The sequence below is a fragment of the Trichocoleus sp. DQ-A1 genome, from assembly GCF_039961955.1.
In the GTDB taxonomy this organism is placed as follows: Bacteria; Cyanobacteriota; Cyanobacteriia; order Cyanobacteriales; family FACHB-T130; genus FACHB-T130.
Genome location: NZ_JAMPKE010000058.1, coordinates 1 through 18667 on the forward strand (window position 1 = coordinate 1; position 18667 = coordinate 18667).

Sequence of the window (18667 nt, forward strand, 5' to 3'; positions counted from 1 at the left end):
TTCTGTTCGACTGGGGTCGCATTCCACGCTCAAAAGGGGTCTAACACCAGCCATGACCATGCCAGCTTCTACCCCACCGCCTCCAGCAAACAGTACAACAGCCGTTGGAGCATCATCCGGTAGGGTGGGAGCATGACCTAAATATTTGAGTACCTTTTGACGTTTTTGGCCGTCAGCGGTTTTATAAGTTTCGACCAGGTAACGGTAAGGTTGACCTTTAATTATTTTGGTTCGGATAAACATAAACGGAGTGCCTAACTATAGGGATATTTTAGGCATTCTACTCATCAGTTGGGTTCAGGTCAATTAACTGGAGTGCCTAACTCTAGAGTTATTAGGCACTCTACACGACGGATGCTGATTCAACTGAAACATCGTTCCAGTTCTTCGGTGAGATCTGAAGGTCGTGAAACTAGAATTTCGGTCACTGGACTGAAATATGCAACGTCGGGGAAGCGGAACCTAATCAAACCACACGAGGCAACGAAGCCAGTGAAAGCGCGATCGCTCACCCGCCAACAACACTCAACTGCACCCAACTCAGCAGCCAACGACTCAACGAACGAGAAAGGAACAGACAAGCGAGACTCAGCTCCGACAAAACCTCAGCAACTAGACGATGACCGGGCAGCTCCAGCGGCCTCCAAGCGGGCGGGGAATGCCGAACTGCTTGGAGGCAAGTCACGAGACCGCAGGCCTTGCAGGTGTTGAATCGGACAGAGATTGCACCCTCACTCCCGCCGAGTGTAGGGAATATCCAACCGCTCCACAGCTTTTCGCTTCGTTTCTTCCCCGCGTCGGTCATACTTGGCAGTGGTCGCTGGTGAAGCATGCCCTGCGAGTTTCTGCACCGTGACAATATCAGTGCCAGCATCCAGCAAATCCGAGCAGAACGTCCTTCTAAAATCGTGGGGAGAAAACGCCGCTACAAGAGCTTCATTCGCACGTTTTTGCACAATCAATAACACCGCTTGGGGAGTCATCCGTCGCCGTTCCACTCGTCCGCCCTTGCGAATTGGACACAGCAACGGACCCGGTGACAAGCCTCTGACAACAAGCCAATCTTCCACGAGAGCGCTCGCTACATTCGACAGATACACCGTGCGGTCTTTCCCGCCCTTCCCATCGCGCACTTCCATCTGACCGCAGCTGGCGTTAAAGTCTTTCAAGTCCAAGTTGACTGCTTCAGCCCGACGCAATCCAGCGCCCCTCAAAATAGCGATGAGCGCCGCATCTCTAGCACCCGTGGGTGTTGCGTCATCAACGCACACCTGAAAGAGCGCGGCAATTTCATCCTGATTCAGTGCCCGTCCTCTGAGTCCTTTTTTGACCGATACGCTCGGGAAATCCACCGCATGAGCATAATCGGTCGCATCCATCAAATCCAATCTCAGCGCTTCTTTGAGCACTCTTCTCAACGCACACAGCATCTTATTCGCTGTCGCCGGGGCGTATCGTTTCATCAGCGCCGTGCGGATAGCCGCAGTGTTTTGATACCGCAGTGCTGCCCAATTCAGTGTCATTGCATCGCACTGATTGTTCGTCAGGAGAGATGCGATCGCATCCAATGCCTGTCTCATTGTCGGTCTGGAACCATCCGCCAGTCCATCCAAATACACCGCTGCTGGGTGTTGAGTCAGTGGCAGCGGTATTGTCAGCACCAGGGTTTTCGCGGCTAGGCGACTCATTTACTTATCAGAAGTACAATTCTAAAAAGCTATTTAATCATGGAGTTAGTTCGCTTGGGAACTAATCGATGGGGTGGGGAGCGATCGCGTTGGTCTTGTTTGGGTTGGCTGGATGTCTAGCCACTCAGTCACCACTGAGTCGCACTCTCACAAAGACCAGCTACTCAGCCCACAAGAGGATCTAGTATATGCAGTTCTACTTTACACACTCTGTAGTTAGTGTTGTCATTGCCACACCCACTAAAGCGCAGTGTCTAGCGACTAAGAAGCTTGCAAGGACAACCATTTCGGCGCACCGAAATGTTTATTTTTACCTGAATTCAGTTCCTAGAGACTAAGAGGGTTACAAAGCTAATAATCTGTTGCAATTCAGCAGTCTGTATAGGTTTCGTAGCAAATGCCTTTATGAGATTGGTTGCCACAGAGAGAACTCGCCCCAGTAGGGATACCCCAATGCCCAGAGGAAGGTATCACAATAGCGATCGCGGTCTTACCTTAAGTAAAGTCTCTTCTAATTCTGGCTCTCGCTTGATTTAATCCTTGACTATGAATCCAACCCACATCACCCCCGTAAACCATTCGGTCATTGGCATCGGCTAAGAAAACGTGGTCAACTCCTGCTAAGTTCTTCCACGTTCTTACCGCTGTCCCGTCCCTCAGCCGCATAATTGGATTAGCGCTTTTGAAATCTACCTTTTCCTTTTTTCTTTGTATTAAGAAATTAAACATGGGTTATTGTCAAATTATTTAGTTCAGCAACTAAAACGTCTGGATGTTTCTATGTTTGTCCTCTAGTTGCTTGGCGCGCGACTACGCCGTGCCATTGCTTGTGACAGTTGCGTAAGTCCTGAACGGGTTAAAACACGCAAATCATCGAAGAATGTTTTGCGGGTAGGCAAGTGAGAACGTAGGAGTTTGTATTTCTGGTCGAGCAGCTCCAACAACGTGCGGAATAGTAGGGGCAGGATGTTGAGGGTGGCGAGGAACGAGGGGAGATACTGCTTGCCGCGCCCAAAATTATGTTCCAGGTTGTAGCTCTTGATCTTGAGGGTGTTGTTGTTCTCGTTTTCCACCTTCCATCGAGTACGACCCGCTAGGATGATCTCTGCTACGGTGTTATCAATAATGGTGTGGTTGGTGGCAAACGAGTTTTTGTAGATCACCTTACCATCAGGACGGCTCACCATCAGTTCACACCAATTGACCAACAGAGCGTCATCGCCATCTCTCAGTTGCTTAAGAAATTTGACGGACATACTGATGAGTACGGTCAGGTATCTTGGGTATAAATATTTACGCAAGTTGGTTCGCCTTCTGTCCGTCTCCCCCGAAAAAAATCGCTCTTCTACATAAAAACCTTTTCTGTACCTCAATAAGTTTAGTAGAACTACCCAGGGTTCGGTTTCCTGTCCACTAGGACATAACTTTGGGACTTTGAGTTAGCATTGCCAAAACTGAAGTATCTACAACATCGTGTTCTAGATTTCAACGAGGAAGCCAAAATGTCGAGCTTAGGATGTCAGAATACCATTGACAAATTCTGCATATTATATGCTTGCAGAAGTGACAACGGTTATCCCAGCTTTAAACCATCAATTCAAAAGCCATTAAGAAGCAGAATGGAGAAGCAAGTTCAGTTACATCCAGAATGGGAAGATAGCCATTACGTTCAATATTTTGGAGAAACGCTCGACGATGATTCAAAATCCGAGTTTGAACGGCAGTTAGCTCATTTGCATCTAGTCGCTTATTTTGACCTATCTCGATGTCATTTTGTCCAGCAATTTTCTCGAAAGTTTCCATTTCCTACAGCAACTTGCATCAAGTTTTTTGATCTGACAAGTGATTTCTTATATAACCGAGAAAAGCTGAAAAAATGCATTCAGGGGTACAACTTCCAAGATGCTAGCGGTGCTAATCTAAAAACTTATCTACAAGGTGCTTTAAGAAATACCATCCTAGACCAGATAAATTGTGAATCTCCTTGGCATCTGTTGTGTGACGTAGACTTAAGTAGCCGAAGAAAATTTAATAATGACAAACAAAAATTACGAGAAGCCCTTTTAAGACAAGGAATAATTGAGCCGAATATTACTCGATACATTTTTGCTTGGCAATACTTCGTACCAATTTACAAAAATAATAGAGTTTATAATCCTACCACAAGAACTACTAGAAGATGGCCTGAACCGGAACTCCTAGATTTTGAAGAAACAACTAGGGACTACAACTCCAATCGATTTCAGGCTGATGCACCTCTACAGGTGTCTTCTAGTCCAGAAGTAACGCCTGAAATGATTAAAAAATGGATGAAAATCTGCATTGAAGCGTTGCAAAATTATCCAATACTAGTTGAAATTTCTCGCGATGCAGATAGTTATGAAAAACAGCACGAACCATCTATGAATCCTTGGGAATTTTTTGAGTTGGAAGAAAACCCAGTAGATTTTATGGGACAGGCTGATCTAATGTTTCGGAAAGAAATACAGCAGATTAATAATAGCCTCGAAAAAATTCGCAGTAAAATTCCTCAGGAAGTCCGCAAGGCAGTTATGCCGCTATGTTACCCCCATGAATTTTCTCTTCTGGTTCAAGAGCAATTTGCAAATAAAGTTGGAATAAACCAAGGAACAGTTGCACGTTATATATCAAATGTCTACAAAACTCCATTACTAATGATGTTTGAAACTTTCATCACTGACACAATGAAGACCGACCCTCAAGTCTGGGCGCAAAGATATGTAGAAAAATTTTTAGAGGAAAGATTCTCGAACCCCAATCACTCAGATTTAATTGAGGAAGCTTTAATTAATTCTATTGAAACCCTTGATAACTCGAGGCAAACTATTTTGCGGCTCCGCTATGGGCAGAGAATGGACGTGGAAGAAATTACCGATTATTGTAGCAAAATAAAAATGGCTGAATCGGCTGAAGTTACTCACGAACTGAGCGCAGCTAAAAATCAATTACAAGAAACAGTCCTCACTCAAATTAATAATCTTAAGCTTGATTGTGTTCATTCATGGTTAAAAAGGTACTATCAACAGATAGTTCATATTCACTTGTTAGATGCCTTTAAAAAATTAGAAATTTCTATGCAAGAATTGATACAAATGCAATATTGTCAGAGAATAGCCGAACAACAACTAGTAATTCTTAAACCTAACTGGAATGTGAAACAAGCAATTAGCAATGCCAAGCAGCAGTTGCAGAGTTCTCTAATCCAGTGGGTTTATGATGTTTTTAGTCTTTCTCTAGAGCCAGAAAAAGAACAGGTTAATGAGGTAGTTGAAGTCTGGTTGAAAACTTTGTACTCTGTCGAATTGTAAGTAATATTAGGAAAAACAATTATGTTTAGTTTACGAGAATTATCAACCATTTATCCCGAACATCTGTGGTTAAAGCTATCAATTGAGCTTCAAGAAAAAGCATGGGAGCGATCGCAACGCCATTCCAATGCGACTGCCCGCTGTAATGCTTATCTCAATGACCTTTGCCTGAATACTTTTGTCCCCTGGCTTAAGGCTTGGTTTGAAGAAGAGCAACCAGCAGAAGAAGCTAGTACCTTTCAGTCAAGTTTTACCAGTAGTACCTTTAAGCCAAATTGTACCAGCATATTTCCCGAATCATCCTTGCCAAGCCTCTGGGAATTTGTTAACGGCAGTGTCATCAAAGTAGGTAAGATTCGACTAGCACTTATTCCCAGTGAAAGTAATGATTCGGAGGAATTTTGCATTCCGCAAGAGTGGGTCGATCTTCCTAACTGGAGAGCCGACTATTATCTTGCAGTACAAGTGAGTGTGAACAATCAGAATGAATCTTGCCTGCGGCTGTGGGGATATGTTAGCCATCAAAATCTTAAGAAAAGGGGAATATACGATGAAAGCGATCGTGCCTACTACATCGCTCAACAACATCTAGCTGAAGATTTGACCATGATGTTGCTAGATCCGGAGCCAATTCTCAATAAACAAATACAGATAGAGTCGGCATCGAGTTTGTCAAAAGAAATAGCTAACAACTTGTTGGGAAAACTAGGAAACTCATCAGTTTATTTTCCTCAACTTGCTGTCAGTTTTGAACAGTGGGCGGCGTTGCTGGCTAACGAACAATGGAGACAAGAGTTATACGAGCGACGGTTAGGGAAATTTGTTGTAGCGGCGGCACATAAGCAAACCTCTATTAACTTAGGGCAATGGTTTCAAGAGGTATTTGAGGCGGGTTGGCAATCTATTGATACACTTTTGAATACAGACTCAGGAAATTTAGCCTTTAGTTTCAGACAACGTAGACCTCCTGTTACAGAGGCTAGAAAGGTTTTTGTTGAGGGAATTAAACTGATTGATTTAGGGATAGAACTGGAGAATCAATCGGTGGCGCTGCTGGTTGGTTTAGCACCCGAGACTGAGCAAAGAGTGGGGATTCGCGTGCAACTCTATCCAGCAGGTGGGCAAACTTACCTGCCTTCCAATATCAAACTGATTCTCCTCTCTCAATCAGGAGCAACGCTTCAGGAATACAAAGCGCGAACTCAAGATAGCTTGATTCAACTAAAACGATTTACCTGTCCGATGGGAAAATGTTTCAGTGTCAAAGTGGCTCTTGATGATTTCAGTATTACAGAAGATTTTGTGATTGAACCGCTTACGGGAAAAGAGCCGTGACTAATTTAGTTGTTTTGAACCTAGGAAAGGGTGACTTGCACAACGGCTTTCCTTTTGTCACAGCTTGGCTACAATCCCAGAATACTCCCCAGAGGCAGCAAATTACGGGCAGCTTACCAACAGCTCCAGATATTCTCGACCTATACCGTCGTTGGCAATTGCTTTATGAGTTACTCTATCAGGCTCGCTCTCTGACGATACGCAGGCGTCAACCTCAACTAATCGATGAAGATATTGAAATTGATGACTCCGACGTGACTCACGTTTGTGATGCCGATTTTTATGAAGTAAGTCAAGAGTTACAAAACCGAATTGATACTTGGCTCGATTCTGAAGGATTTAGCGACATCTCTCGCCAACTTTATAAGCAACTAGACTCAGGGCAGGAAATTCGAGTCATTATTCAAACCGAAGACAACCAACTCAGAAAATTACCCTGGTATACTTGGCGATTTTTTAGGGATTACCCACTGGCAGAAGTCTCCTTAAGTCCCCTCAACTTTGAACCCGGAAAAGCTGCCAGAAATTCTACCAAGCAAGTGAGGATATTGGCGATTCTGGGCGATTCTGCGGGAATTGATATTGAGGCAGATAAGCGATTGCTGGAGAATTTAAAAGATGCACAAACCGTCTTTTTGGTGGAACCTCAGCGCCGGGAATTAAATGAACAGCTTTGGGATAGCCAGGGATGGGATATCCTTTTTTTTGCTGGGCATAGTTCGACGCAAGCTGATGGCGGTTCGGGTCAGATTTATATAAATCCTACCGACAGTTTAACGATTACTCAGTTAAAAAATGCTCTGAATGAAGCGATCGCACGCGGTTTGCAACTGGCGATTTTTAACTCGTGTGATGGGTTGGGGTTAGCACGGCAGTTGGCGGATTTGCACATCCCTCAAATGATTGTAATGCGCGAACCCGTGCCTGATTTGGTGGCACAAGAGTTTTTGAAGTACTTTCTTACAGAGTTTGCTGGCGGTCGGTCGTTCGATGTAGCTGTGCGAAAAGCGCGGGAAAGGTTGCAAGGGATAGAGGGGGAATTTCCCGGTGCTAGCTGGTTACCAGTGACTTTTCAGAATCCGGCTGAAGTGCCACCCAATTGGAACGATTTCCTCAATGAACCAAAATCACCAACTGACTCTCCCCAACCGATACGCCAGCCAACCCCAATCTCGTCACAGCGTGGTTTGTGGAGGGTGCTGTTGGCGAGTTTTGCCGTCACTGGCTTAGTGATAGGGGGACGTGCGTTTGGTTTATTACAGTCATGGGAACTTAAAGCTTTTGACCAGTTGGTGCGGCTACGCCCTAATGAAAGGCAGGATTCTCGTCTTTTGGTCGTCGCCATTACTGAAGCGGATTTTCAACTTCCCGATCAGAAATCCCGCAAAGGCTCACTATCGGATTTAGCACTAGCGAGACTCTTAGAGAAACTGGAGTCCTATCAACCGCGAGCAATTGGTTTAGATATCTATCGCGATTTCCCTGTAGACCCTAACCAGCCAGAATTAGCCACTCGCCTGAAAAACAGCGAGGCGCAGAGCGCTAGCTTCGCTTCACGCATCTTCGCCATTTGCAAAGTTAGCGAACAGAAGCTCAACGAACCAGGCATTGCACCCCCTCCTGAAATTCCGACAGAACGGCAAGGTTTTAGTGATTTAGTCAAAGACCCAGATGGTATTATCCGTCGCCATCTCATCGCAATGAACCCAAACGCCAAATCTGCTTGTGCCACACCAAACGCCTTGAGTGCCCAGCTAGCATTTCGTTATCTAAAGGCGGAGGGGATTGAAGCCAAATACAATAATAAAAATCAATTGCAGGTTGGTAAGGTTATTTTCAAGCGGTTACAAGTACCGATGGGAGGCTATCAAAAAGTCGATGACTCTGGTTATCAAATACTCCTCAATTACCGCCCCGTCCACTACCACTCTCCCCTTGCCGATACAGTAACGCTAAACGACATACTCACAGATAAGGTTCCGTCTGAGGCAGTGAAGAATCGAATTGTCTTGATCGGCGTTACTGCTCAAAGTGACGGTGATTATTTTCCCACGCCATACAGTGCGGGTCAGGAGATTTATCAGGAAATGCCAGGAGTCATCGTTCACGCCCAGATGGTCAGTCAGATTCTTAGTGCTGTTCTCGATGAGCGCCCCTTGTTGTGGGTCTGGTCGCACTGGGGCGAAACATTATGGGTCTGGGGTTGGTCTTTGGTAGGAGGCATACTAGCGTGGCGCATTCAGAATTTCCTGCGCTTAGGACTGGCAGGAGGAGCTGCCCTTGGGGTTTTATACGGGCTTAGCTTTGCTCTCATCTGCCAGGGCGGTTGGGTGCCACTTGTCCCTTCGGCGTTGGCTTTGGTCGTCACCGGAGGGAGTATGGTAGCTGCCCGCGCTCCTCAGCCTCACTGACAGCATTATTCTTCAGAACATTGAGCCATGACTAGCTTAAAATCGCTTCTTCAACCGATTCAACTAGCCTTTGCTATCAGTTTGGTATCTTTCGGCTTTTCTTCAGTACAAGCACACCCTGCTAAATCTGTAATTCTTGAATCAAGCCTTTCAACTAGAAATGACTCACCGATTCGTCTGTCCAGTGCCCAATTAAACACCGCGTTGGTTTTCAACGCGCCCCCGCCACCCAGCGACCTTGGTGAACCAGGGAGCCGCACTGGAGGAGGAAGACGTAACCCCTGCAAGGTTGATGAAAAGCAACTCAAGGCATTGGTTCCGGTTTATAAAATTCCCAACTCGGAATTGGCCTTGGGATTTACGAACGCCGAGCATCCCACCTTTTGGTTTTATGTTCCTTATTCCGGTTGTCCCTTAGAATTTGTCCTGAAAGACGAACAAGACAATGATATTTACCAGACCACTTTAACAGTGTCTGACACACTACCTGGTGTTATCAGTGTTCGCCTTCCGTCCACCGTGGCACCTCTAAAAATTGGCAAAAGATATCGCTGGTATTTCTCAGTACTTAATCCGAAAAAACCAGCTGAGGTTTTGGATGGCGTTGATGGTTGGGTACAGAGAGAATCACTGAATCTTACTGTTCAAAGTCAGCTAGAGAAAGCGACTCTACCGCAGCGCGTCGCCTTATATGCTGCCAATGGCTTTTGGCACGAGGCTTTGACTGCCGCTTCTGAACTTCGCCGTATTGATGCCAACAGTAATGATTGGGGTGCCCTTCTGCAAGCTGTGGGCTTGGACGATGTTGTCTCAGAACCAATACTGGAGTGCTGCAAGTCTGAACGTTAATTTTGAATTTTGAATTTCCAACTGCTATCAAGTGGATAAAAGGCAAGTAATCCAACATTGACTGCGATCGCATCCACTCCCTCTCATTCCCTGGCGTATGGACAGTTGGCGCTAACTGGTACAACAAGAGCGCAATCGCAAACCTCCCCAGCGATCGTTTTTTCATGCATCTAGTTGAGGCTGGAACGGGCGATCATGCCCTTGAAAGCAGCTCCCAGTCTCTACACGGCTGTCCCTTTTTTTAGGTCAATGGCACAAGCTGTGGCTATTGCTCAAATGCATAATCCCAAAAACCCACGGCGAATAAGCCAATCAAAGGGTTCACGAGCTAAGACTATTGCTCAAATGCATAATCCCCAAAACCTAACCTGATCTGCCCCAAAATCAACTACTGCACAAATACAAAGACTGGGCGTTAAAACCTATTCGGTCATCAATTTGAATAACAAGGAGCAACTGAAATGGCAATGATCAATGGCACTGACTTCAATGGCAACAATACCCTCAACGGCAACGGCAAATTTCACAAATTTCTAGTTGGAGCTATAGCCTTACTGCCTCTAAGTTTAATTGGATTCTCTCTAGGGACAGTCATTACTGCGCCTGCGCTTGCTCTTGGACCAGCAGAGCCGTGTATGGCGATAGATGGGGGGAGCTTCTGTGATGGTGGTGGAGACATAGGTGGTCAAGACCAAGGTGGTAATGATGGACCAAAGGAACCAAATGATGACGCTGACCCACCAAACCAGCCAAAACCAAAGCCAAAGCCACCAAACCAGCCAAAACCAAAGCCACCAAGCCAGCCAAAGCCAGACTCATCCATTTGCAATAAGAAGCCAGACTTACCACAGTGTAACTAACTGCGCTTCTTCCTATAGTCAGCCATAAAAATTGTGCCACTAATAAACTGGCACAATTCGTTTATCCTGATTGGTGCAAGATATGAGCTTAGTCACTTTAGTGGGCTTCACCAATCAGGGTAAAAGCGGCCCAGTTGTAAGGTTGCGGGTATTGTTTCATTGTCGTCAGCATTGCCTGACGTAGTGCTTGGGCTTTGTCAGGATTTGAAGAGAGATAGCGATAAAACTCGGTCATTAACTGGGCAGTTGGGGCATCCGGCACTGCCCAGAGCGACACAACGGCACTTGGAACACCAGCGACAATCAACGAACGAGACAGCCCGATAACGCCATCTCCTGTAACTTTCCCCTGTCCTGTGTCACAAGCACTCAAAACAACTAATTCGGCATTGAGCTTTAGCTTCAGTATTTCTCCAGCGGTGAGGAAACCATCATCGTTGGCTGAGGGCGCAAGAGCGACCGCACCTGGTATACCCAATCCCCTAATATCATCAAGCAACCCATGAGTAGCTAGATGCACCAGTCGTGCAGCGGGTAGTTGCTGCAAAATGTAACTTTTGGTGGCGTTGTCACCGAGGATGGCTTTGGTATTCAGAAGTCTTGCAATTTCTTTGGCTTCCGCTTCAGAAGCCGGTAACGGTGAAAGTTGCTGAAATTTTTTCTTAATCTTGAGGGTGGGCATCGTCGGATTACCTACTACTAAAACCTCCTTTCCTAGAAACCTTTGTGAGTACTGTGCCTGCAACCGTTGACGTTGTAGATGGGTCAGTGTCAGTACTTGAATCGCTGGAGCTGTCGAAATTGTATGCTTCTCAATCAGATATTGACCAGTAGTATCTCGTAATGCCGAAAAGGGTAATAAAAACAGGGATTCTTGAGGAATAAAAATTATCCGCGCTTCAGGCTCCTTTGGCAGAATATCAGCAATGGGTTCAATCAACAATTTATGAAGTTGTGACCTTGCTATCTCTCCTTTACCAGCGCGAGGACCTTGTAAAATACGACTGGTACGAACAAGGTCTTCTACCGATGACGATTGCCGTTGTAGGAACTTTAAATCAACTCTACGAAATGCGACTTGACCAGTTGGTTGTATCACCCAAATAAACAGTTTTGAATCTTGGGGTTGTCCAGTTTGTTGGACAGATGCACCATAAGGTGTCTCGACAAATTGGTCGCGGATAATTGTATATTCAACAATTGTGGCGTTTTGGATGCGGGCAGTTAGTTGAATTTCTTCAATTGTCGGTGCTTGAGTTGTTAGGTTAGCCCTGTCAGTTTCAGCTAAGCGCCGGGCTAATAACTCTACAAAGGCTCTGGCGCGTCCCTGTTCAGCAATTTCTAATGCTTCATTGACTTTATTTTGAGCGCTGAAAACTTCTTGAAGATTGCGGTAGGCGGCAATTTGAGTTTCAAAAATAGAGACTTTGAAAGCATCATTCGTTCCCAGTCCAGCACGTAGAGACTTCCAAATTTCAATTCCATCTAATAGGGTTCGTTCAGCTTCAAATAGCTTGTTTAATTTAAATTGAGCATCACCTAAATTAGTTAGCGTAATACCTTCTCCTAGCCGTGCCTGAAGTTCTCGAACAATTACTAAACTCTGTTGATGGTACTCGACCGCCTTGGCATAGTCGCGGCGGTAAGAGTAGGTTGTGCCCAGACCCAACAAGGCTTGTGCCTCCTCTAAGCGATTGCCTAGTTCCCGTGCCAGACTCAAGCTTTGTTGCTGGTACTCAGTGGCGCGATTAAACTCACCGGAAATTGCCTGGGCATTCCCCAAGTTTCCCAATGCCTGGATTTCTCCGTGGTGATCGCCAATTGTTCTAGAAAGAGCCAAGCTCTCTTCTTGATACTGAATGGCTTTTTGATAATCTTTTTGAGCGAGATAGGCATTACCCAGATTTCTCAGCGTTAGCGATTTCCACTGCGGGGCAGATTCAACGGGTGTAATTCCTAAGCTTTGGGTGTAGTAGGCGATCCCTTTTTCGTAGTCCCCAAGGGCAGCATAAGCTGCACCCATGCCTGATAAAGCAATACTTTCTTGGACTCGGCTGCGAGCCTGTCGCGCTCTTTCCAGTTGCTGCTGGTGGAACTCAATTGTCTTAAGGTAATCTCCGGCTACAAAGTGGGAAATGGCTAAATTGTTTATGGCATAGGCTTCCCACTCAAAACTTTTTTCTTTTGTAGCAACGTCTAGATTTTGCTTGTAGCACTTTATAAGGTTGTCATAATTCCCTTGAGTGCGATTAGCTGCCCCACTCTTATTGATTGCCTTAACCTGTTGTTGACAATCTTCCATCTTTTGCGCGATCGCTGAATTCTGTTGCGTATTTTGTTGTGATGAAGAAGTGTTGTTCTGTGCTGTTGATGGTGAAGTGGAATCTTCAAAAGGTGATAAGGCAGTAATAGAGCTATCTGAATTGGTGCGTCCTGGTTCCGCAGACGGCGAATCGTTTGCGTTCGGAAGATTGAGTTCGCTGGCAACTGAGGAATCTCCCGATCCAGGCGGGTCTGTTACCTTTGGAACATCAGGGTCAACTATTGGTTGAGGTGTTGGTTGAGGTATTGGTATTGGTGGAGGTTGAGGAGTTCCATCACCAGGTGGAGGTGACAAGGTGAAATTAGGGTAATGCAGTCCTTGTGTTACAAGAGAGGGCTTAGGCCTAGGTGTAAGTCTATCTAGTGTAGAGACGCCAGCAGGTGTACTACCCGAGCGTTGTTTCCATTGGCTTGGAGGAACCAGTAGTAGCGAAGGTTCGGGCAAAACGCCTTGAAGGATTGCCAGTTCCGTGAGGGAAGGTGACTGAGCTAGAGGTTCCCCGATTAGTAATAGGCGATCGCTTTCGGGTTGGAAAGTAAGGGGTAGCCCCTCGACCGGATCGGCTTGGGGAGGCAGTGGTAGATTGGGGTCTGGAGGCTTCGGTGGAGGGATAACAGGGGGCTGAGTGACATTAATCGCAATTGGAACTGGAGCTGACGTTGAGACGTTATCAGTTGCGCGAATGGAAAAGGCGTTCACCGAACCTGTGGCATCTTGGGGTGGGGTGTAGACTAAAACATCACTGGCGTTAATCGTGTCACCTGCACCAAGTTCAATCCCATTTCTGGTCAGCGTTCCTGCTGCGATCGCATCAATTCGGATTGAGGTATTGTCGCCATTGGCATCGCTCGCGATCGGATTTAAATCCGCAAAGGTAAACGTAAGTGGCTGATTTTGCTGAGTATTAGATAGCTGGGTATTTGTCGTTAGCGTCGGTGCTTGGTTAATAAAAGTGATACTAATCCCATCGCTATTAGGATTGCCAACTACAAAGGTGTTGTTATTTGGGATTGAAGTATTGGCATTCGGAATAGTTTGTGAAGCGATAATTTGACCATTACCCGTACCATTACCAGTTCTAATTGCTCCGGCTGTACCGTTGTTAGTTGCATCGCCCACAACAAACTGAAAGTTATCTAATCCACCATTATGTTGAATTCTAACGGAGCCTCCTCGAGTAAAGATAGTGGTATTAGTAGGAACAGGAACAGAAGGATTGCTACTTATCGTTCCCTCTCCCCTGACGACTCCGTTAGCAATAATGCTCACATTGCCACTAGTTATTAACCCTTGGGTGTTGATACTGTTAAAGCTGATATTACCGTTAGTGGCATTGAAGTTAATATCGCCACCATTACCTCCTATGGTAGTAGCCAAGTCAGCTGTATTGAGATTCCCTGTAGTGATGCTTGCTCCGGAAATTGTTAAATCTCTTCCGTTAGTTGTGATGGATTGAGTTCGATCCATCGAAAAAGACCCAATTCCATCACTCACTCCTGCATCTGCTGTAAATGTAATCGACTCACCAGCACCAGGGAGGCCAAAGTTCAGCGATACACCATCAGCGATCGTAATATTATTACTAGCCTCTAGAACAATATTTCCTGTCTGATTTTGGAGATTTGTGGCGTTAATCGTAATTTCCCCAGCCAAATCACCTTGAAATATATCTGGTAAGGCGGCATTAACCCCCCCGGTACTTGGCTCATTAGAAATAATGATATTTGTCGGGTCAAGCAGCAAAGTCCCTAAATTGCCGTTACTAGCACTTACATCAACAGTGCCATCAAAGATCAAGTTTTGCTTACCCGAAACCTCAACAAATCCCCCATCACCCGCATCGCTACCACCACGAGCGCTAATATTGCCGTAGAAAGTAGTCACTTCATCTGCCCAGGTAATCACTCGACCGCCATTCCCGTCCAGTAAACTATCCGCAGTAATTGCCGAATTATTACTAACATAAGTGCGAGATGCATTCGGCACCGTTCCCTGACCTTTGTAATCGCCACCGATTAGCACTGTCCCGCCGCCCGACGTGCCAGACGCATTAATCTCAGCACCCAAAAGCCCTACCTTATCCCCCAAAACTTGCACAGTACCCCCAGCTTGACCAGGTGCTGTATTTGAAACATCTAGACGACCAGAGGTAATAACTGTACTTGCATCTGCATCTACTTTTAAACCAGACCCGGTTAGTGATATCGTGCCATCGTCGTTAACCGTCACTGCTGTAGCATCAGCCAAATCTCCCCCTGTCAGCAATTGTGCCAAAGACAGAGGGGTGAAGGATAGAGAATTTGGCTGATTACTCCCACTAGAGGGTAGTTCCAAACTCAGCACCGTCCCCTCCTGGCTAATCCGCACCAAATTCTTTCCCGGTACTGCTGCTACTGTAATCCAACCTCCCGGTGCTGAGACTGTGCCAGTATTAATCACAGTGCCACCTAGCAGAGTTAAGTTTTGACCCTCTGCCACTGCCAAGTTTCCAGCATTGATGATTGAGCCTAGTGGAGAAGTCGTGAAGGCAAAAGTGTTGGGGTTTCCTACCAAGGCAGCATAGCTATTAGCACCAACAGCATTAAACCAACTTTCCCCAAAACCAATACCCGTAGCTGTGGTTGCCGTGAAAGCAGCAGGCACGTTTAGCCTTGCATTGGAACCAAAAATTATCCCTGCTGGATTCATCAAGAAGAGGTTTGAATTTCCCTGCGTGACCTGGATTAAGCCATTAATCACCGAGACATCGCCACCGACAATGCGACCCAGAATATTTTGAATTTCTGGGTTTGACACAAAGTTAGCAATCTGCCCAGAATTCAGCCCAAACTGCTCAAAGCTGTGGAAAAGATTGGCTCCGGAGCGCGTGCCGCCAGTAATGTCGAAGCGATTTTCTTGAGGAGTAACAACAGTGTTAGTACCATCCGGGCTTGATTCCGGTGTGATGGGTTGTGCTTGGCTCTGTCCGGAAGCGAGTGCTAGGAAAACTAATGTTAGCAACCAACCCAAGTGTTTTGTGGATAGTTTCATCACGCGATCCTCCAAAAGTTTGCTATAGAACTCTGCCAAGTGTCAATTTATCTGGGTTGATTAAACCTTTGGCAAAAATTAGTTTTTGCCATGTCTTTATAGCACTTACTACCCTTATCGCTGCTATTCAGGCAAAAAGTCTATTCAAGCATATGCGCGGATGAGTGTGAGGGGAATACTCGCTTTTCAAACTGTAGCTCATTGGAATAGTTTCTCGTTTATCCATTGACCAAAAACTAGCACCGACTACTTGTTTAGGTTTCAGCAGTTACCTTTTATCAACAATTGAAGCTACAAACTTTATACTTGCGTAAAAGTGCATAATCCCAAAAACCCAACTCTAGTAAGCCCTGTGGTGAGCTTACTAGTTAAAGCTCTTGCTCAAATGCATAATTCCAAAAACTTACCTCTAATAAGTCAATCAAAGGGAATACGAACTAGGGAGGTTGCTCAAATGCATAATCCCGAAGAACCAACCCTAATAAGCTAATTAAAGGGTTCACAAGCTAGGGGATTTGCTCAAATGCATAATTCCAAAAACTTACCTCTAATAAGTCAATCAAAGGGAACACGAACTAGGGAGGTTGCTCAAATGCATAATCCCGAAGAACCAACCCTAATAAGCTAATTAAAGGGTTTACAAGCTAGGGGATTTGCTCAAATGCATAATTCCAAAAACTTACCTCTAATAAGTCAATCAAAGGATTTAAAAGCGAAAGCTGAAATAGAGGTGAAAGCCAAGTTAGAAAGTGACCTTAGTGAAGAAGCGATCTCTCTTACCCTTGATTAGCAGTTTAAATTAATAGGAGAAAAATAAATGTCTAAACGATAAAAAATATTTACTGGCTCATTGAAACATTGGTTTTATCACCATTGTTACTTAACTGTTTTAGCAAAAAACTGCTAATAGAAAGTGAATGATGCACTCAGGAACACTAACATTCAGCCTCTCAATATCTAAAAGGAGTCTAAACCATGAAACGCCAAATGATAAATTGTAAAACACTTGTAGCAGCACCAGTTGTCATAGGACTGACGTTCAGCAGCATCCCTTTACTTGGTTCGGTGGCGCATACAAAAACTGTAGATATTCCCGTTCCAAAGGCGGCTGTCGCCGCCGCTTTCAACGTTGCGCTTAGTTCAACCAAGATCCATCTCAACAGTTTTGGGTCGAAGAATGGCACAAGCTGGCATAAAAACTCCAGTTACGTCCAATTGCCTGGCGGATCGAAGAAGGCATTTCCGATTAGCGAGTACACCTTCGATATCACTAAGTATCGGAAGCTCAGGTACTATGTCGGTGATATGAACACATCATCTATCCAAGCCACTATTAACAATAGCAGCATTGAGGCAACCGCACAGTTTGAAAGCCAGGGTGAGGAAATTAAGGCAAAATGTATCCGGCGGCTGCTCGGTAAATGGAATGAGTGTTCGCTCGACATGGAACGTGACATCCACCTGAACAACTCGATTCTTTCGGTGTCCCTCACGCCAGTGGCCTACAATGGCTCTATTTCATATGCGAATCCGAAAGTAGACTTCAAGACCGATCTCAATATCCCCAACAAGCTGTGCCAAGCATTTAGTGGTATCTGTAGCAAAATCGAAGGCAGAATCAAGGGAGAATTAACCAAGACGATCGAAGATCAGCTCACCAATGGTTTGAATAATCCAAATGTGAAGAAAAAGGTTGCGGAAGCTGTGAAGACAGCACCTAGTATCAGCAAGTACGTCGAGGCGAAAGCGAAGATTACCAAGATCACCGCTCAGGGCAACAACTTCGTCGTAACTGTGGAGCTTCCAAACTAAATCAACGGGTAGTGATAAATATGCAGTGAAAAAATTACTACCCTCTCATGTACGCGAATTGAGATCCTCATCGGCTGAGTAGTGTTATGCAATGCAGACATGATATTAGTACTTGATCATTGTCGAACAAGGTTTGCACGAAGAACTCCTTGTGCAGATAGGCACTACACAGCATTAGTTCACAGTCCCTTTGCACTCGGCTATAGTTCTCCCTCTGCTGATGATCCAGGAACATTTTGGTCAGAAAAAAACAAAATGGGGGTTGCCATGCTCAAGGTGGGTACTATCTATCAGTTCGCGAATTTGCCGCTTTTATGGCGAACTATTCAGCAACGGAAACCTTAATTTCCAAGTCTCTACATCAGTCGCTTTACAATCCAGCAACGCTTGCCACACAGGATAAGCGCATTGTCTGGGCGGGTGAAATTAGTAGTCCTTTCATCAAGCAGCACTTTGGAGTCGATACAATTCCTTACTACGGAGGCGAACAGGGCGGTTATCGTACTGCTGTGGTTCAGTTCCCAGAAAATTACATGGCTATAGCTGTGGTTAACTCTGGCTCAATGTCCTCTGGAGGTATCGCTACGCGCTTAAAAAATGCTTGGGAAGCAGGTCTAGAAGGCAACTTCAAAAAATAAGGTTTGGAAAGCTTCTATTCTGCCTTCCCTATCCCTCAAGAGCCTTAGTTGTTGGGACAACTTAATACCTTTCTCCTTCCTCTGCATTGTCCAGAGGGGGTTTTTTCTGGGTTAGAGTTTGAAATTCCTCTAGACTGCGATTGCTCTTTCAATTGCCAATTATAAAAACTCTCGCTCAAATGCATAATCCGAAAAACTCAACCCTAATAAGCCAATCAAAGGGTTCACGAGCTAAGGTTCTTGCTTAAATGCATAATTCCCAAAATGCACTCCTAATAAAACGTGAGTTCGGGATAAAAAAGGGCGGAGCAGATACGCTGAAAGTGCTGAGTTCTCAAGTATCTACCCGCCCATGCTTAGTTTAGAAGCTTTGTTTTGCCACGTCGATGATT

At 45.3% G+C, this 18667-nt stretch carries 12 protein-coding genes and 2 pseudogenes; 9 read left to right on the top strand and 5 right to left on the bottom strand.

Features of this window, described 5'->3' with window-relative positions:
- Positions 1 to 243 (bottom strand): annotated as a pseudogene (locus NDI33_RS27080) (DNA cytosine methyltransferase); the annotation flags it as partial.
- Positions 244 to 354: 111 nt separating this feature from the next.
- On the opposite strand from NDI33_RS27080, the gene NDI33_RS27085 reads away from it, so the two are divergent.
- On the top strand, positions 355 to 711 hold the full coding sequence (locus NDI33_RS27085; protein WP_190671838.1) for a hypothetical protein: 357 nt from the start codon (positions 355 to 357) through the stop codon (positions 709 to 711).
- Between the two features lie 20 nt (positions 712 to 731).
- Here NDI33_RS27085 and NDI33_RS27090 read toward each other — a convergent pair whose 3' ends face one another.
- The 3 genes and pseudogenes from NDI33_RS27090 to NDI33_RS27100 form a co-directional block, all read right to left on the bottom strand.
- Complete coding sequence (locus NDI33_RS27090; protein ID WP_190671841.1) at positions 732 to 1688, bottom strand: tyrosine-type recombinase/integrase; 957 nt, start codon at positions 1686 to 1688, stop codon at positions 732 to 734.
- A gap of 495 nt (positions 1689 to 2183) precedes the next feature.
- Positions 2184 to 2354, bottom strand: coding sequence for a hypothetical protein (locus NDI33_RS27095; RefSeq protein WP_199302259.1), 171 nt, complete (start codon positions 2352 to 2354; stop codon positions 2184 to 2186).
- Between the two features lie 125 nt (positions 2355 to 2479).
- A pseudogene (locus NDI33_RS27100) lies at positions 2480 to 2920 on the bottom strand (hypothetical protein); the annotation flags it as partial.
- A gap of 387 nt (positions 2921 to 3307) precedes the next feature.
- Between NDI33_RS27100 and NDI33_RS27105 the strand changes: the two are divergent.
- The 5 genes from NDI33_RS27105 (at position 3308) to NDI33_RS27125 (ending at position 10472) form a co-directional block, all read left to right on the top strand.
- A complete protein-coding gene (locus NDI33_RS27105) occupies positions 3308 to 5017 on the top strand; it encodes an XRE family transcriptional regulator (RefSeq protein WP_190671844.1) in 1710 nt (569 codons plus the stop codon).
- 21 nt (positions 5018 to 5038) lie between these two features.
- Positions 5039 to 6352 carry a DUF1822 family protein gene (locus NDI33_RS27110; RefSeq protein ID WP_190671847.1) on the top strand — a complete coding sequence of 438 codons (1314 nt, stop codon included), beginning with the start codon at positions 5039 to 5041 and terminating at the stop codon, positions 6350 to 6352.
- A complete protein-coding gene (locus NDI33_RS27115) occupies positions 6349 to 8763 on the top strand; it encodes a CHASE2 domain-containing protein (RefSeq protein WP_190671850.1) in 2415 nt (804 codons plus the stop codon). Before NDI33_RS27110 ends, NDI33_RS27115 begins: the two co-directional genes overlap by 4 nt.
- 27 nt (positions 8764 to 8790) lie before the next feature.
- A complete protein-coding gene (locus tag NDI33_RS27120; protein WP_190671853.1) occupies positions 8791 to 9612 on the top strand; it encodes a DUF928 domain-containing protein in 822 nt (273 codons plus the stop codon).
- Between the two features lie 461 nt (positions 9613 to 10073).
- On the top strand, positions 10074 to 10472 hold the full coding sequence (locus NDI33_RS27125; RefSeq protein ID WP_190671856.1) for a hypothetical protein: 399 nt from the start codon (positions 10074 to 10076) through the stop codon (positions 10470 to 10472).
- 97 nt (positions 10473 to 10569) lie between these two features.
- Here NDI33_RS27125 and NDI33_RS27130 read toward each other — a convergent pair whose 3' ends face one another.
- Positions 10570 to 15825, bottom strand: a complete 5256-nt coding sequence (locus NDI33_RS27130) for a CHAT domain-containing protein (protein WP_190671859.1) — start codon at positions 15823 to 15825, stop codon at positions 10570 to 10572.
- Positions 15826 to 16486: 661 nt separating this feature from the next.
- Here NDI33_RS27130 and NDI33_RS27135 point away from each other — a divergent pair.
- The 3 genes from NDI33_RS27135 (at position 16487) to NDI33_RS27145 (ending at position 18275) form a co-directional block, all read left to right on the top strand.
- Entirely contained in the window at positions 16487 to 16615 is a 129-nt protein-coding gene (locus NDI33_RS27135; protein ID WP_277878740.1) for a hypothetical protein, read from the top strand.
- 185 nt (positions 16616 to 16800) lie between these two features.
- A complete protein-coding gene (locus NDI33_RS27140; protein ID WP_190671861.1) occupies positions 16801 to 17637 on the top strand; it encodes a hypothetical protein in 837 nt (278 codons plus the stop codon).
- A gap of 314 nt (positions 17638 to 17951) precedes the next feature.
- The gene (locus tag NDI33_RS27145) at positions 17952 to 18275 is read left to right on the top strand and encodes a hypothetical protein (RefSeq protein WP_190671864.1); all 324 of its coding nucleotides are present in this window, start codon (positions 17952 to 17954) and stop codon (positions 18273 to 18275) included.
- The last annotated feature ends 392 nt before the right edge of the window (positions 18276 to 18667 follow it).

Bases quoted from the DNA above. Each gene is read 5' to 3' on its own strand.
- NDI33_RS27085 (WP_190671838.1), top strand. From the start codon at position 355: ATGCTGATTCAACTGAAACATCGTTCCAGTTCTTCGGTGAGATCTGAA.
- NDI33_RS27090 (WP_190671841.1), bottom strand. From the start codon at position 1,688: ATGAGTCGCCTAGCCGCGAAAACCCTGGTGCTGACAATACCGCTGCCA.
- NDI33_RS27095 (WP_199302259.1), bottom strand. From the start codon at position 2,354: ATGCGGCTGAGGGACGGGACAGCGGTAAGAACGTGGAAGAACTTAGCA.
- NDI33_RS27105 (WP_190671844.1), top strand. From the start codon at position 3,308: ATGGAGAAGCAAGTTCAGTTACATCCAGAATGGGAAGATAGCCATTAC.
- NDI33_RS27110 (WP_190671847.1), top strand. From the start codon at position 5,039: ATGTTTAGTTTACGAGAATTATCAACCATTTATCCCGAACATCTGTGG.
- NDI33_RS27120 (WP_190671853.1), top strand. From the start codon at position 8,791: ATGACTAGCTTAAAATCGCTTCTTCAACCGATTCAACTAGCCTTTGCT.
- NDI33_RS27125 (WP_190671856.1), top strand. From the start codon at position 10,074: ATGGCAATGATCAATGGCACTGACTTCAATGGCAACAATACCCTCAAC.
- NDI33_RS27130 (WP_190671859.1), bottom strand. From the start codon at position 15,825: ATGAAACTATCCACAAAACACTTGGGTTGGTTGCTAACATTAGTTTTC.
- NDI33_RS27135 (WP_277878740.1), top strand. From the start codon at position 16,487: ATGCATAATTCCAAAAACTTACCTCTAATAAGTCAATCAAAGGATTTA.
- NDI33_RS27140 (WP_190671861.1), top strand. From the start codon at position 16,801: ATGAAACGCCAAATGATAAATTGTAAAACACTTGTAGCAGCACCAGTT.
- NDI33_RS27145 (WP_190671864.1), top strand. From the start codon at position 17,952: ATGGCGAACTATTCAGCAACGGAAACCTTAATTTCCAAGTCTCTACAT.